We start from the raw sequence: 14,482 nt of genomic DNA, 5'->3' as shown, positions 1-14,482 counted from the left end.
GGCTCCAAAACTTGTATTGCCGAGCTCATTTTTTACAAGATCCAAGCTACTAAATATCAGCGATGCTGCAAGGAGATATATTGCAATTAGCAAGAGTGCTTTTCTCATTTTATTCATCTACTCTTATTATGTCTTCGCCCTTATAAATAAAAATTGGTACAGTTGTTTATATGATTTAAATACTATTATTGTACAGTTTTTTATATGTTTGATTTAGAGGAAAACAGCCAAAACTAAAAATATTCACTGAGCAATATCTTTATTTAAATGTCAGCACTGCTAATAGTACCGCTTGCAATTGCAATTTACCTTCTAGTAATTTTAATACTTCAGCGCAAAAAAATACTCGGGAAACATAATCTTTCGCTTTCCGGCCCTATACTGATGTGGCGTACTGAGCGCGGCAAAAATTTTATTGATCAGATATCAAAACATAAATTCTGGAAGCACTTTGGCAGCTTTGCACTTGTGCTTTCTACAGTTGTAGGTATTGCTATGTTTTTCGTTCTTATATGGAGTGCAAATTTAGCGAGAAAGATGCCTGCTGAGAGGGCACCAACACCGCAAATGCTTATTGGGTTGCCAGGTATTAACCCGCTCATTCCTGTAGGCTATGGTATTGTAGCACTTATAATAGCGATACTACTGCACGAGTTCTCGCATGGAATATTAGCTAGAGTTGCTAAAGTAAACTTAAAATCTTTAGGCTTACTTTTCTTAGTCGTTCCTTTAGGCGCTTTTGTAGAGCCTGACGAGGAAGAGCTGAAAAGAGTAGCGAAACTCAAAAGGTGCAGTGTATTTGCTGCAGGACCTGCAACGAATATTTTAGTGGCGCTTGTATGCGCATGTATCTTCTCTTGGATTTTTATGAGCTCAGTAGCGCCTGTAGCTGACGGTATTTTCGTTACAGGGGTATTTAGAGAGACTCCTGCAGAAAATGAAATACCGTTGGGCGCAATAGTAACGAAGCTTAACGATAGTGACACGAAAAGTTTCGATGATTTTTTCACTAACATAGCTAAAACAAAAGCAAACCAGACTGTAAATATCACTTTTTACTATCGAGGCAATTTTATTAACAAGAATATCACTCTTAGTGACAGAGGTGATGGCTGCGGTTATCTTGGAATTGAATGCTCCGATCCAAAAGCAGTTCAAACTCTTCTGAGCAGACCTTTTTACAAAGCAGAATCTGTAAACGAATTTATTGGGAGAAGTTTTTATTACGTTTCATTACCGTTTCTGGCGCTAGAGGGGCGGTCGCCATTAAGTCAACCTTGGACCGATATTTATACTGTTCAAGGTCCTCTCGGCTTTCTGCCGCCCTGGCTATTCTGGCTGCTCGCTAATCTATTTTATTGGGTATTCTGGCTGAATTTAGCGCTCGGTATGACTAACGCATTGTTTGCAGTACCTCTCGATGGCGGCTACATGTTTAGGGATTTTGCCGATTTTTTAATTATCAAGCGCAGATATGCTGTGCCTATTATCATGGCACTACTTTGTGCTTTGTTTTTACTAATACTGCTGAGCGCGCTGCCTTCGCTATTTAGTTTGGCACTTCTAATTATATGGCTTGCCGCAATCTGTACAATTTCAATTACCATAGCTACTGAACTTAAACTTGGGTTTGGAATCGCTGAGCTAGCTCCTGAGGAAAGGGATAATCTAGTAAAGCCTATTTCTTACGCTCTTTCACTGACAATATTATTCCTGATACTATGGCTGATTATACGTCCTAGAGTGTGAAGTTTCTATGACCAGAAAAATCATTGATTTAATCCTGCGGCCCCTTTGCTTCATTGCAATCCTATTGTATGGAATTTTTCTAGCCTCGGCAATAGCGCTCGTAATAGGCTCTTCATTTCTAGTGCTGCCTTTTTTAACTACCAGTTATTGGGTTTTCTTTGTTTTAATACCGTTGCCGCTACCGCTTTTTCAACTTCAAGGTCATTTACTGGCGCTCTACTACATACTCGTAGTGCTTGTGATTCTATTATCTTTTATATGGCTTTTAAAGAGCAAAAAAAGAGCTGATAGTTTTATTACTCTTGCGCAAGTATTTCTTGCAACTCTGTTCTTTATAGAAGCATACTACCTTGTCCTCCGGATTTTTGGCGCTGGTTATGTTGTGCCTTCACCTGAAAATTTGCAAGACCATCTCTTTAAAGTAACGAACGCATGCTTTCACGAAGAGCTTATATGTAGAGTCTTGTTGCTAGGTCTGCCTTTGTTTTTCGTTCGCGCCATTGCAGGGAAAGTGCAAACACTCAAAAGCTACATACTGGGTGGCAATTTAAAACTCGATGCCCCTGCTACCTTTTTTCTTATACTCTCTTCTCTAATATTTGCTTGCGCACACTACCTTCTAGGCTGGGACCTCTATAAAATTCTACCTGCATTTATTGCAGGACTGGCTCTGGGATATCTATTCTTAAAATTCGGATTGCACATTTCCATCTTGTTGCACCTTTCTTTTAATTATTTAGGACTTGTATTAGGAGCGTTTGGTACCCTTGCGCCTTTAATTGTGACTGTTATTTACACCTTTTTGCTGTTTATAGGATTTATATATTTTTTGAAATTGCTTAGAAAAGGTGCTAAATTTTATTTGAGTATGTAAAAAATTTTATTCCTCCATTCCTATTACTCGCTATGCTCGTTATAGGCCTTACAGGAATGCCGGGCGCTGGTAAAACAGAATTTGTAAAGCTTGCTCAGAAAAGGGGCTTTGCAGTGTATAGAATGGGTGACGCTGTCTGGGAATGGGTGAAGAACAGAGGCTTAGAGCTCACGAACGATACTGTAGCTAGAATAGCTAATGAAGAACGTAAAAAATATGGTGGAGGTATTTGGGCTGAACGCACTATTGAGATGATAAAGAAAAAAGCAGATAAGATAATCATCGATGGGATTAGAAGTCCTGACGAAATAAAGATTTTCAAAAATTATTTTCATAATTTTGTTTTGGTTGCCGTTCATGCACCACCTGAAATAAGATTCAAGAGGATTGTTGGAAGAGAGAGGGTAGATGATGCAAAATCTAAAAATGATTTTTTAGCGCGCGATAAGCGCGAGCTTGGGTGGGGTATAGGAGAAGTTATCAGGAGCGCTGACTTTTTATTGGTAAATGATTGTAGCCTTAGCGATTTTAGATTAGAAGTAGAGAAGTTGTTGAATTTAAATTTACATTTTGCATAGCCCCATTTCTATAATTTGAATTTTCTCACTTTTATCTTGCTTTCCTTAAGCATCTTTTCTGAGAGCTCGTCTGCATAATCTTCACCATACACAATTTCTTTTATCTCTGCATTAATCAGCATTTTAGCGCATACAGAGCATGGGAAATGTGTAGTATAAAGTATAGAATCTTTTATGCTCACTCCGAATAGCGCTGCTTGTATAATTGAATTTTGTTCAGCATGCAAGCCTCTACAGAGCTCATGGCGGTGCGTCTCAGGCACTTTAAGCTCTTCGCGCACGCATCCCACTTCAGAGCAGTGTTTCAAGCCTTTAGGTGCACCGTTATAGCCAGTGGCAAGTACACGCTTCTCTTTTACTATTATTGCACCGACCTGTCTTCGCAGACAAGTAGAGCGCTTGCTCACTAACTGCGCCATGCGCATAAAATATTCGTCTAAGTTGGGTCTCATCAAAAAAGAAAAAGATTTTTTAGGCTCTTAAACCTTTTACTGGGTAATGAAACTAAAAAAATCTGCAATCCTAGGCTTTGTAAAAGATTTGCTTGTAGCCTCTATCATTATTCTCATTATTCTTACTGCAATGTATGCCTATACTGGAGTATGGCCTCCTATTGTGGTTATTGAAAGTAATAGTATGGAGCATTCCGGTGCGCCTTACGGCAGGCTCGGCACAATAGATGCAGGCGATTTTACATTTGTAAAGAAAGTTAATGGTAGAGAAGACATTGTTACTTACTATCAAGGCAAACAAAGAGGATATACCACTTACGGTAATTATGGCGATGTGATAATATTTTTGAAAAATGGCTTGCCCGGAACCCCTCTTATACATCGCGCTATGGTCTGGGTTGAGCTGAATATAACCTATGTGCACCTACCAGAGGAGGAAATGCTGGGTTACGGCTCTGGACAAAACATTGATCTATGGTATCTTCTTAGAGCGGACCGAGAGCCTGCACAACAATTCACTCCTACTAGCGATTTTTTGATTAGTAAAGTAAGGCTGTATATAAGAATGGAAAGTGGCGGAGGAGGAACAATTAATGTAGTTATAAGACCTGACACTGGCAACGACCTACCGGACGATGCAGTAGCACTTACATCAATTGCCACTAACAGCTCTGCTTCTGCTAGTGGTGTGTGGCTTGATTTCGTATTTAGCGAGCGAGTACTCTTGAAAGCCGGTGTAAAGTATTGGATACACGCAGCCTGCAATGATTCAGTTGGCTACGCATGGGCTACAAAAAGCGCTGACGCGTACATAACTGGAATATTCGCACGGAAAGAGGCTGAAAGTTGGGTTAAATATCCAACCTATGACACCTTTTTCTACGTGTACGGCAATAAAACTCAAGAGAAAATACTTTACGATGTTCCTGAGCTAGGTATTTTCAATCAATCCTCTATAACAATAGAGGGCTTGGTGAATAACTACAAGCCTTGGTTCAAAGGGGAGAGGCACAGCGGATTCATAACAAAAGGAGATGCTAACGATTGTTGCGATCAAAGATCGAGAAATGGAGAGCTTGTGAAAGTAGATTGGATTATAGGTGTTGCTCGGGGTGAGCTCCCTTGGTTTGGCGGGATTAAACTCTTGTTTGATGATTTGACAACAGGCAGTAGCAACGCAGGTAATGTAAGAGGCGATTGCTGGGCTATGCTCGTGGTTGCAATTGCGCTTCTACTCGCTGTGCCTACGAGTATTGATTACTCTTATCCTTTTATAAAAAATAAAATCGTAGCTTTTAGAGAGCAGCGCAAAATTAAGAAAAAGAGATTTGAGAAATTAGAGAAATTAGAGTTTGAAGTTGAGCGCGGAAAAAGATGAAGAAATATGTACTAATTCCTAACAGTTTTGGAGCGCAAGAGCGTGACCCTAAAATTAGAGCTTTGCTCATAGGGCAGCTTGCTAGAGTTGCCACAATGTTTAGAATAGCAAAAATAATAATTTATCCAGAGCCTAAGTATAGAACTGAGCGCGCGCATACCAGAGAGCTTGTTGCTCTATTGCGCTATGCAAATACGCCTCAGTGGCTTAGAAAATATATTTTTAAGCGTGAGCCTGAGCTGAGCTACGCGGGCGTGCTGACCCCCCTTCAAGCGCCGCACCATCCTGAGCTTGAGGATAAAGTGGAGCATAGGTTTGGATATGTAAAAGAGGTCTGTGGACACTCGGTTGTGGATGTAGGGTTAAAAGACCTATGCACTTGCAATCAGAGGCTTAGTCCAGGCAAAGTCATGCTCTTTAGAATTAAGGGAAAAGAGTGTGAGCCTATGACAAAAGAGGCTTTACAAAACTATTTTGGTTATGAGGTTGAGCTTTTTTCTGAGCCTCTAAGAGAAGTTTTGAAGAAGTTAAAGGCGCAAAATGTTCTCATTCTCGGCACTTCCAAATACGGTACGCCTATAGAGAAAATATTCTCTGCCCTGAGTGCGCAGCTTAAAAACAGAAATAAAGTAGCAATTGCATTCGGGTCCTATGCTCATGGTTTTTTAGACTGGTTTAGTAAAGAAGAGTGTCAAGAGCTTTTTGATTTAATAATTAACGTACAATCAACTCAAGGGACGAAGACCATTAGAACTGAAGAAGCGCTATTCCTGAGTTTAGAAATAATAGATTTAGCGAAGAAGATGGCAGCCTAGAGTAAACTCAGCGACGAAGTTCTTCTTGACTAGCTTTTTAGTTGAATCTATCCGCTGAGTTTAAGTAAACTCAGCGACGAAGTTCTTCTTGACTAGCTTTTTGGTTGAATCTATTTGCTGAGTTTAAGTTACACTAACGTTAGCTGTCTTTGCGGTCTATAGCTACTCAGCTCTTTTATAAGCTCATCTTCTTCAAGCACTTTTTTAGCTTCTTCCAAAGGCACTCCCAGCGATATTTCCTTTGTTCTGCCGTATCTTCCTTTGGAAATAACTCTTGCGTTAATCACTCCGAGCATATCTAATTCTGAAATTAGACCCGAGACCCTTCTTTGCGTTAAATCTGTAACCTTTGCCCTTTTCACTAACTCTTTATAAGTATCGTAGACCTCGCCTGTAATTAGTTTAGTATTGCCTACCTGCTCGTTTAGAATTACTGAAAGCAGTACGACTTTGGAATGCAAAGGAAGCGTTCTTATAAGTTCGTTCATGCTCTCATGCTCTATTTTGGCTTGCGCCTTCCGCACGTGCTCCTCAGTAACTTTTTGCTCCCCAGCCCTCTCAGCCAGTTCTCCAGCTACTCTCAACATATCGAGAGCTCTTCTTGCATCGCCATGCTCTTGAGCTGCGAGCGCTGAGCATAGTGCTAATGCCCCCTCGCTGAGCACATTTTCTTGGAAAGCTAAAGAGGCTCTCTGAGCTAATATATCTTGTAACTGGCTCGCGTTGTATGGTGGGAATATAAGTTCTTCCTCGCCTAAACTGCTTCTTACTCTAGGGTCTAGAAGTTCTGTGAATCTAGGGTCGTTTGATATTCCTATAACGCTTGTTTTTGATTTGCCTAAATCTGAGTTCATTCGCGTTAGTATGTAGAGTGCGCTGTCACCGCTTTTGGCAACGAGTTTGTCTATTTCGTCAAGTGCTATCACAGTAATACTTTCGCTCTTCTCTAGCTCCTCTTTTAATTTATTATAGACCTTATCCAAAGGCCAGCCTGTGAAAGGAATGCGCTCATTCCAATCTTGAATTATACTATTGCCTATCTGCGAGAGTACCCCATATTCGGTATCTACAATTTCGCAGTTTATATACACGAAGATTATTTTACGACCTAGCTCCTGGACTGCTTTGAGCAGCTCGTTGCCTACATATTTTGTAACGGCGGTTTTCCCAGTACCGGTTTTGCCATAGATGAATACGTTTGAGGGCGTCTCGCCTCTAAGCGCGGAGGCGCAAATACTAGCAAGCCTGTTTATTTCTACCTCTCTATGAGGCAAAACTTCAGGTATGTATGAGGCTCTCATTACTTCTTTATCTCTGAAAATAGTTCTCTGCTCTAAATAAGGTTCGAATATCGCGCTCCCAATCATTCTCCTCAACCCCTGTTTTTCCACTCGAGTTTCTAAATTGAAACAAACATTTAACGACTTACTTAGTTATAAACTTTTCTTGACATTTGTTATCATTTATACCTTTTCTTCAAGTGTATTTTTAGTTGACTACTTTTATATTTTAAATTAAATAATTTTTACTCGTCGATTCTTTTCAAATAACTGAAAGATATAAAATTAAAAAAATAAAAATCGCTTATTATATAATAACAAAACTCCAGAGGAAATAGAGGGGTCGGGTCAGAGCTTAAAATCTTTCTTCTTAGCCTCTAACCCGTCGCTATATCTTTTGGGAAGACTTAGAGCAAGCTCCTCAAGCTCAGGTAGTGCTTTTATAAAACCAGCTTTACTTCCAGTTGAAATTAAGGCTCTGAACCTGCGACGCTTAATACAGCAATCAATAAAATACCAAGAGCCTGCAATAAATACAAAAGGAGATGTTATAAGCAGCCACCAGCCCCAATCACCGAGCTTTTCCATCTCTTGGAGAGCAGAGAGCTCAGCAGGAAACGTAGCTCTGTGAATATAGCTAAGATACCAAATTACACTGCAAGATACCATTACAGTACCTATAACAAACAAGCATGAGCTAAGTGGAAGTGCGAAATCTTTTAGTTTCCTTACCATGTTATTCACAGCTTATAACCAAGCTTTCTGAGAAATTCTTTCCTCTCAATTATATCTTTTTCAGCCTCAATGCCACGGGGTAATGAACCGTCAACAACGCCCAAAACACCTCTTCCCTGAGATGTTTCTGCAACTATAACCTCGATGTCATTAGCTGTAGCACAGTAAATATTACAAATCTCAGAGACATGCTTTATTGCATTCAATACATTTATAGGATAGGCGTTTTTCAGTAAAATAATAAAAGAATGTCCGCAAGCTAATGAAAATGCGTTTTGAGCTGCTAATTTTTTTAGTGCATCATCGTTGCCGCTAATCCTTACTAGGCATGCACCAGAGCTTTCGCAAAATGCTATTCCAAACTTAATTTGAGGCACGCTTGTAATAAGCACTTCGTGCAAATCTTCTACAGTTTTTATAAAGTGGCTTTGCCCTAAAATTATATTTACCTCAGGCGGTTTTTGAATTTTTATAGTTTTAAGCTCCATACCCACAGGAATAGCTTAGAAAAGAATAAATTTTTTCATTTAAAAGTCCTACATAAAATCTTCTAATCTGCCAGGCCTCAGTTTAGCATTTTGGAAAACAGAATCTATAGAATGCTCTACAAGCATTATTCTCTGCTTAATATAGCTCGAGACATTGTACTTAGAAGCCAGCTCTTTAGTCAGCATCAAATATTTTCTAACACTGCCCTCATGCACAGTAAGAGTTAAGTTGCCCTCACATTTACTGCATTTGCCAGTCAAAGGCACACGCCTGTGAATAGTATTACATTTAGGGCATCTAACGTTCTGCTTAGAAAACTGGCTTAAATTACCTATCAAGTCAGGCAAGAAATGTGTAGTGATGATTTTAGAAACCATCTCACTTACATCCACAGCTCTTATTTTAGTTGCAAGCGCTAATTGCGCTCTGAGCTTGTCTTCCATTGTCTTTAATGTCTTATAAGAAGACTGTAAAGTACCTGAAGCAATATTGTCAGTGCAGTGTGTGAATCTAAATTTTTCGTACTGGAGCTCAGTGCCAACGCGCTTTCCAACGTTATCTATAAAATGAGATATGTTCTTAGGAAGCTCTGAGCCCAAACTACTGCTGTAAAATTCTAAAGGATATTTTTCTACAGTGTCAAGATTCCAAGCTTCCTTGTCTATCTCTTTAGGCTCTACTCTTGTAGTTAGCACCAGAGGCGCATCCATTAAGCCGCCTCTCGAGCTCGGGAGATAGCTTCTGGAAAAGTTTAAAAGTGCGTCCATCAATAGAATAACAGAGTTCTCGTCACCGTCACAATTTCTCCTTGTCGCAGCGTAGAAGAAAGGATGCGCATAACACACATTAGCATTAGTATAGCCTATAATTCTGCCCAAAAGTCCTGCAGAAGTATGTGGTGACAGCCCTATAACTAAATGCCCTATAAGTTGTTCGCTGTGCTTTGCATTATAAAACGCAGTAAGTTTGTAAAATTTAGCAAGTAGCTCGTCAACGAAATTCGCTACCTTTAATAAATAATCAATGCATGCTTTCGACACTACTACATCTTGAGGTTTGAGCTCTACAAGTTGCTCCTCGCTAACAAGCTCGTTGCCAAGATAATCTTTTTCGTATCCAAGCTCTTTGATTCGTTCTAAACTAATATTAATTTCGGAAGGCTTGAAATGAGTTAAAGGCGCATTTGTGAGATCGTATCTTATAGTACCATCTTTAAATACAAACACATTATGCTTAGCCCTTAAAATACCTTTTTCTAAAGCCTCAGGAGTTTTATGAATCGAAGTTAAGCCAAGCACACCTTTGATATCAGGAATTTTATCTTTATCCTCGTTTAAGTTTCTACATGCTTCTTCTAATATTTCTTTAAAATTAAGACACAGGCGCTTAACTAAAGGAGTAGCAATTGTATGCTCATTGCAATAACTGCATTTAAATCTAAAAAGCCTCCTTCCGCAAGACTTACAAACTCTTAGACCAACTTCCACACCTTCTCTACGGTTATCACCTTCTTCTGTAGAAGCTTGCTTTACAAGTCTCCTTCTACCGCCTCCAAGCCCTAGAGGAAAGAGCACATGAACCGGAGGCCTCATCTTGCGCTCTTTACTCTTTTCAGGTCTCCCTATACGAGCTCCTATTCGTGTAGGAGCTTTCGCCCTTATAGTAAAGCGTGCAAGTTTAGAGATAAGCTCTATTGAGTTTGCAGCCACGTCAGCCTTATTTTCAGAAATTATTTTACCGTTTTCGACCTTCAAGCCTAGGCATCTGAGCAAGATGTATGAATAATCGCTATCTATTATTATCCTATTCTCTTCATCTTTATGTGGCACACAGAGAGTAATCAAAATATCTTTGAGCTCACTGTCCTTAGCAATTATAAGAGCGTTATTAACGTACTCTGACTTTTCTATAACTCTACGAAGCTCTAAAATTTCGTTGCAATTTAAATCTTCCCAAAATAAATTATATTTAGGGCAGAGCGGTATCTTGTAACGCTCGCTAAGCTCTATAGCTAAAGTAGGCGAAGGGTCTAAATAATGAGAAGGTATAGTTTGTGACCTCAGCGCCTTAGCTAGCTCTTGCAGCCACCACTCCATCACATAACTTGATGGTAGTAGAGGATAGTTATTTTCTGCGAACTCGCCTTGCGCAACTAGCAACTCGCCAGTATCTATAATATTAACAACTTGGCCTTTGAGCTTTATTGCATCTTCAACTCTGTTTATTTGAACTAAAGATTTGTCTTTCAATAGCACTATAGGACCTTCTAAAGCACTACAGGGAGCGACTATACCTGCCTTGCCAGGACGCTCTAACTTTAGCTGAGTGCCTATAGCTAAGAAGTCATCTAGCAACACCATTGTAGCTGGATTTATACCTACGCATGCAAGTCCTGTATTTCTAGCTCTACCATAGCGCAGCCTAAAGCCGCCTTTTCCGGAGGGGCTTGCAAGTACAGGCCTGCCTGCAATTAAATCTTTCATATAGCCGATATCTTCTTCAGTCTTCTTATCGTTAGTTTTGCTAGCTGCAAGTTTATCAGCGAACTCCCAAGAGTCAATGTTGAGAAGCTTCACATATTTCTGGAGTTTAGAGACTTTTGCGCAAAGTCCTTCTGCGATTACCAAGCAAGCTCCTCCTCTTATACGGTTTGTCTCAACCCTAGGCAAGTTGCGATTACCAACTACTTCCAACTCCTCAGTAGCCTCGCCGTGAATACAGACAGGACAATTCTTTACTACAAGCTCTATTTCTTCGTTGCTAGGAGTGTATTGCAAATGCTGCTCTTGTTTGTAAAGTGAAATTTCTTCTTTGTAGCGCTCAATCTCCTCTCTTGTAGGAATATATTTGCTCAGACCAGCCTCTCTTCTGATAACATCTGCAATTAAAACACTCAGAGCCTGGGCAGTACCGCCAGCGCTGCGTATAGGACCTGCAAAATAAACTGCTAAAAAAGGCGAGCCGTTAATGTTCTTCTTTATTCTAACGCTTGCAATACCTTCAAGTGCAGCTACAGGCACTGCTTCTGTAACTATAGCCAAGCCTGTTCTTAGCGCTTGCTCAAGATTACCTTCTAAATTAACAGCTTCCCTCTTTGCAACCTCTTTTGCAATTTCTATAGCAAGCTCTTCTCTATCAAGCTCTTTAGCCAAAGCTCTTATCCTTTCACTAATACCTTCAGGCCCAACAAGTTTCTCAACCCTTCCTGCTAAATCTTCTGCAAACTGAATTTCAGGGGCAAGCTCCGGATCAAGACCTTTAGCCCTAGCCTTAGCTGCAATCTGGTAACATTCTTCAGCTTCTAATATCAAGCGGTAAAAATATTTTTCAGTTTCCCTGCCGCAAATCATCCGATATCAAAATCGTTTGTGACGATATAAATGTTCTTAAAAGAAGTGCGATAGCGAATGTCTCACATACGGTTTTTTTTGAAAGGGATGTGTGAATATTCTTTATGAGCTCCTAGCTGCTTTCATGGATTTGTTGGACACGGACAAGAAGTTGTAGAAAAATACATAACCCCTCAGAAATATTCTATGCATTGAGGCCTCGTTTTTAAGGACGGGGTCTATACGTATAGATATATCGTGATACGTCACTTGAAAATGGTGAGTGAAATGGAAAAAAAGAAATTGATAGGAATATCGGTTGGAATAATCGTAATCGTGGTTGTAATAGCGGCTATTAGTTTCGTGTTGCCGAGAGTGCAACCACCAGCAGGGCCCACGATGAAAGATACTGATGGGGATGGAGTCCCGGACGACCAAGACGATTACCCTCACGACAAGATGTATCGCGCAAGACTGGAAGTAACAAAATCAAATTGGTTCAGAAAGGATAATGAGGTACATGTTGTTTTTGAGTATAGAAACAACAAATCATATGATTTGTACTTTGTGACGCCATACGTTAGTATAATAAGAAGTGACGGGGTGGTAATAAAGACATATGATTCTGCATGGGGTGCAATAGACTCGGGTAATGTTTTTCAACCTGGAGAGAAAAGCTACTCCTGGGTTCTGTTTGAAGACCCAGAAAAATTAGCAGCATCTTACATGATTGAGGTCAAGGGCGAATCGCTTAGAGGTTATGAACCAAAAGAATTCAAAGACCCGAACGTGAATATCGAATCTCACGGTGGAAGTTATAATGCAAGCACAAATACATATACGATATCTGGGACGGTTAAGAACAACGAGAATGTAAGTGTGAATATCAATATTTACGCAGGTTTTCTTGCAACTAATGGGACATTGCTAGATGTGGGAAAAAGCTACAGTATTTATATACCTGCCGGTAGAACTGCTATGTTTAGTATTACTTCCCATGAATTTCCAGATGCAGATAAAATTTCCACGTATGAGATGATCCTTCTCCGGTGTTAGATGCCCCATACTTCAGCCGGGGGGTCTTCACTTACAACTCGGAGATGCAGATAATGAATAAATATCTAATATTTGCCATTCTGACGGTTATAATACTCTGTTCTGGGTGTATTTTTAGACCTCAACAGCCTAAAACATGGCAATCTACTAGAGGTCATAGTCACAATCTTTATTTCAGAATTGATACTGAAAAAAATAATTTTGCACGAGGAGAGGATGTTCGAATAACCCTCACGTTGGTAAACGAGAATATTCAAAATGTAACTTTGTACGGAGTTTGCGACCCCGCATGGATAATAAAAGTTATAAGCTCAGAAAATCAAACAATTGATTACACTCCAAGATATGCGTTAGAGGTAATAACATCCATTGAAATCAACGCTTCATCAGAATTATTTATTACAAATTGGACATGGAAACAGACAAAATATGATCCTATGTATGGCACTGATAGCACAATTGACGAGGGCGGCGAATACAAACTTTATGCGTTATGGCAAGGCAATGTCTCAGATGTCTCAGTTTATGGATGGAAAACTATTTGGATAGATTAAAAAGGGAAATGAGTGTATGCTTGATGCCCCATACTTCAGCCCGGGGTTCTTCACTTCCGCCCCCCAATCTCCAGCACTCTCTCCAAATTCTCAGGCTTAGCGCTAAAATATTTTCTTACCGGCGCTAGTAACTCATAAAGTTTTTCAGCGACACCAAGCTTCAAATCGAGCGGATGAAGTTCACCGGTAGCGTAAAATTTGAGCAACTCATTCAAATTTCCTTCTAGAGCGCTTGCATCTCTCCTTTCAAAACGAATTTTTTCGTAAGCAGGTAATATTAAATACTTGCAAATATCGATCACAGGATTGTTAATATCTTTTGGAGGGCAGTAGGCGCTTAGAATTTTATTTGTTATTTCTTCTTTGCTGTCATGAATGAAAATACATGTTTCAGGCTTGCTTTTAGACATTTTCTGCTCAATAATATCTTTGCTACGAGCCTGCAATCCAGGAAGAATAGGGGTATGGAGAGCAACAAACTTATTCAAGCCTAATTTATCTGCAGCCTCTCTTGCAAGAACATGAGCTTTTCTTTGGTCCATACCTCCGAAAGCAATGTCCACATTAAGCTCGAAAATATCTGCGCATTGCATTGCAGGATAAATTATTTTAGAAGTATCCAGCTCAGCTTCTTCCTCCTTCCTACCCATTATAGTCATCGCTCTTTTCATTCTAGCCAGAGAGAAACATTTTGCTATCCTTATTACTCTTTCCCAGTAGCTCTCTTTTTTTACAAGCTCCGATACATAAACGAATTTAGTTCTCTTTTTATCTACGTTTAGCGCCAGAAAGCAATCTTTTACGTACTCAGCGCAAATTTTTATATTTTCTAAATTGCCATTGAGCTTATCGTTAATAAAAGCGTGCCAGTCTGCAAGTAGAATAATTACTTCAAAGCCTGCTCGCGCTAAATCATTGGCTTTCTGAGCGCATAATATACCTTGCCCTATGTGCACTAGTCCGGAAGGCTCTATACCAACATAAGCTCTAGGATTGGTTTTGTCTTCAATTAATTTTTCAAGCTCTTCCGGAGTTAGAATTTCATCGACATTTCGTGTAATGAGCGCAAGCTTTTGATCTTTTGTCAGCATCAAGCACAAATAAGTTTGTGATAAAAAGAATTTTTGGTATTATAATACAGCTAACAGTAATCTTAATTACTAACCAGGCAGATTATTACAAAGAAGTGGTGA

General features: G+C 39.7%; 13 protein-coding genes. 7 read left to right on the top strand and 6 right to left on the bottom strand.

The genetic code is table 11. The features are described 5' to 3' along the window. Positions 1-267: 267 nt before the first annotated feature. The 3 genes from QMD21_01895 to QMD21_01885 are packed head-to-tail and all read left to right on the top strand — an operon-like array spanning position 268 to position 3,201. The gene (locus tag QMD21_01895; protein MDI6855523.1) at positions 268-1,749 is read left to right on the top strand and encodes a site-2 protease family protein; all 1,482 of its coding nucleotides are present in this window, start codon (positions 268-270) and stop codon (positions 1,747-1,749) included. 7 nt (positions 1,750-1,756) lie between these two features. Next, on the top strand, positions 1,757-2,623 hold the full coding sequence (locus tag QMD21_01890) for a CPBP family glutamic-type intramembrane protease (GenBank protein MDI6855522.1): 867 nt from the start codon (positions 1,757-1,759) through the stop codon (positions 2,621-2,623). Between the two features lie 32 nt (positions 2,624-2,655). Beyond that, positions 2,656-3,201, top strand: coding sequence for an AAA family ATPase (locus tag QMD21_01885; protein ID MDI6855521.1), 546 nt, complete (start codon positions 2,656-2,658; stop codon positions 3,199-3,201). 8 nt (positions 3,202-3,209) lie between these two features. Here the strand turns inward: QMD21_01885 and QMD21_01880 are convergent, their stop codons facing one another. After that, entirely contained in the window at positions 3,210-3,653 is a 444-nt protein-coding gene (locus QMD21_01880) for a cytidine/deoxycytidylate deaminase family protein (GenBank protein ID MDI6855520.1), read from the bottom strand. Between the two features lie 46 nt (positions 3,654-3,699). On the opposite strand from QMD21_01880, the gene QMD21_01875 reads away from it, so the two are divergent. Further along, complete coding sequence (locus QMD21_01875) at positions 3,700-5,031, top strand: S26 family signal peptidase (GenBank protein ID MDI6855519.1); 1,332 nt, start codon at positions 3,700-3,702, stop codon at positions 5,029-5,031. Next, positions 5,028-5,846, top strand: coding sequence for a putative RNA uridine N3 methyltransferase (locus QMD21_01870; protein ID MDI6855518.1), 819 nt, complete (start codon positions 5,028-5,030; stop codon positions 5,844-5,846). The genes QMD21_01875 and QMD21_01870 overlap by 4 nt, the downstream gene beginning before the upstream one ends. 128 nt (positions 5,847-5,974) lie before the next feature. Here QMD21_01870 and QMD21_01865 read toward each other — a convergent pair whose 3' ends face one another. The 4 genes from QMD21_01865 to QMD21_01850 all read right to left on the bottom strand — a co-directional run bounded on the left by QMD21_01865 (position 5,975) and on the right by QMD21_01850 (position 11,700). After that, complete coding sequence (locus QMD21_01865; protein MDI6855517.1) at positions 5,975-7,213, bottom strand: ORC1-type DNA replication protein; 1,239 nt, start codon at positions 7,211-7,213, stop codon at positions 5,975-5,977. Between the two features lie 261 nt (positions 7,214-7,474). After that, positions 7,475-7,861, bottom strand: coding sequence for a DUF3198 domain-containing protein (locus QMD21_01860; protein ID MDI6855516.1), 387 nt, complete (start codon positions 7,859-7,861; stop codon positions 7,475-7,477). Between the two features lie 5 nt (positions 7,862-7,866). Beyond that, entirely contained in the window at positions 7,867-8,349 is a 483-nt protein-coding gene (locus QMD21_01855) for an adenosine-specific kinase (protein MDI6855515.1), read from the bottom strand. Positions 8,350-8,397: 48 nt separating this feature from the next. Next, positions 8,398-11,700, bottom strand: coding sequence for a DNA polymerase II large subunit (locus tag QMD21_01850; GenBank protein MDI6855514.1), 3,303 nt, complete (start codon positions 11,698-11,700; stop codon positions 8,398-8,400). Between the two features lie 267 nt (positions 11,701-11,967). Here QMD21_01850 and QMD21_01845 point away from each other — a divergent pair, with 267 nt between their 5' ends. Next, positions 11,968-12,735 carry a hypothetical protein gene (locus QMD21_01845; GenBank protein ID MDI6855513.1) on the top strand — a complete coding sequence of 256 codons (768 nt, stop codon included), beginning with the start codon at positions 11,968-11,970 and terminating at the stop codon, positions 12,733-12,735. A 53-nt stretch (positions 12,736-12,788) separates the two neighbouring features. Next, a complete protein-coding gene (locus tag QMD21_01840; protein MDI6855512.1) occupies positions 12,789-13,289 on the top strand; it encodes a hypothetical protein in 501 nt (166 codons plus the stop codon). A 50-nt stretch (positions 13,290-13,339) separates the two neighbouring features. Here QMD21_01840 and QMD21_01835 read toward each other — a convergent pair whose 3' ends face one another. Next, entirely contained in the window at positions 13,340-14,380 is a 1,041-nt protein-coding gene (locus QMD21_01835) for a tyrosine--tRNA ligase (GenBank protein MDI6855511.1), read from the bottom strand. Positions 14,381-14,482: the final 102 nt, after the last annotated feature.

Source organism: Candidatus Thermoplasmatota archaeon, assembly GCA_030018475.1.
Taxonomy (GTDB): domain Archaea; phylum Thermoplasmatota; class JASEFT01; order JASEFT01; family JASEFT01; genus JASEFT01.
The sequence above is the reverse complement of the archived record's forward strand: the minus strand, read 5'-3'. Positions and strand labels throughout refer to the sequence as shown.

Excerpts from the sequence above, each read along its gene's own strand:
- QMD21_01895 (MDI6855523.1), top strand. The coding sequence starts at position 268 with ATGTCAGCACTGCTAATAGTACCGCTTGCAATTGCAATTTACCTTCTA.
- QMD21_01890 (MDI6855522.1), top strand. The coding sequence starts at position 1,757 with ATGACCAGAAAAATCATTGATTTAATCCTGCGGCCCCTTTGCTTCATT.
- QMD21_01885 (MDI6855521.1), top strand. The coding sequence starts at position 2,656 with ATGCTCGTTATAGGCCTTACAGGAATGCCGGGCGCTGGTAAAACAGAA.
- QMD21_01880 (MDI6855520.1), bottom strand. The coding sequence starts at position 3,653 with ATGAGACCCAACTTAGACGAATATTTTATGCGCATGGCGCAGTTAGTG.
- QMD21_01875 (MDI6855519.1), top strand. The coding sequence starts at position 3,700 with ATGAAACTAAAAAAATCTGCAATCCTAGGCTTTGTAAAAGATTTGCTT.
- QMD21_01870 (MDI6855518.1), top strand. The coding sequence starts at position 5,028 with ATGAAGAAATATGTACTAATTCCTAACAGTTTTGGAGCGCAAGAGCGT.
- QMD21_01865 (MDI6855517.1), bottom strand. The coding sequence starts at position 7,213 with ATGATTGGGAGCGCGATATTCGAACCTTATTTAGAGCAGAGAACTATT.
- QMD21_01860 (MDI6855516.1), bottom strand. The coding sequence starts at position 7,861 with ATGGTAAGGAAACTAAAAGATTTCGCACTTCCACTTAGCTCATGCTTG.
- QMD21_01855 (MDI6855515.1), bottom strand. The coding sequence starts at position 8,349 with ATGGAGCTTAAAACTATAAAAATTCAAAAACCGCCTGAGGTAAATATA.
- QMD21_01850 (MDI6855514.1), bottom strand. The coding sequence starts at position 11,700 with ATGATTTGCGGCAGGGAAACTGAAAAATATTTTTACCGCTTGATATTA.
- QMD21_01845 (MDI6855513.1), top strand. The coding sequence starts at position 11,968 with ATGGAAAAAAAGAAATTGATAGGAATATCGGTTGGAATAATCGTAATC.
- QMD21_01840 (MDI6855512.1), top strand. The coding sequence starts at position 12,789 with ATGAATAAATATCTAATATTTGCCATTCTGACGGTTATAATACTCTGT.
- QMD21_01835 (MDI6855511.1), bottom strand. The coding sequence starts at position 14,380 with ATGCTGACAAAAGATCAAAAGCTTGCGCTCATTACACGAAATGTCGAT.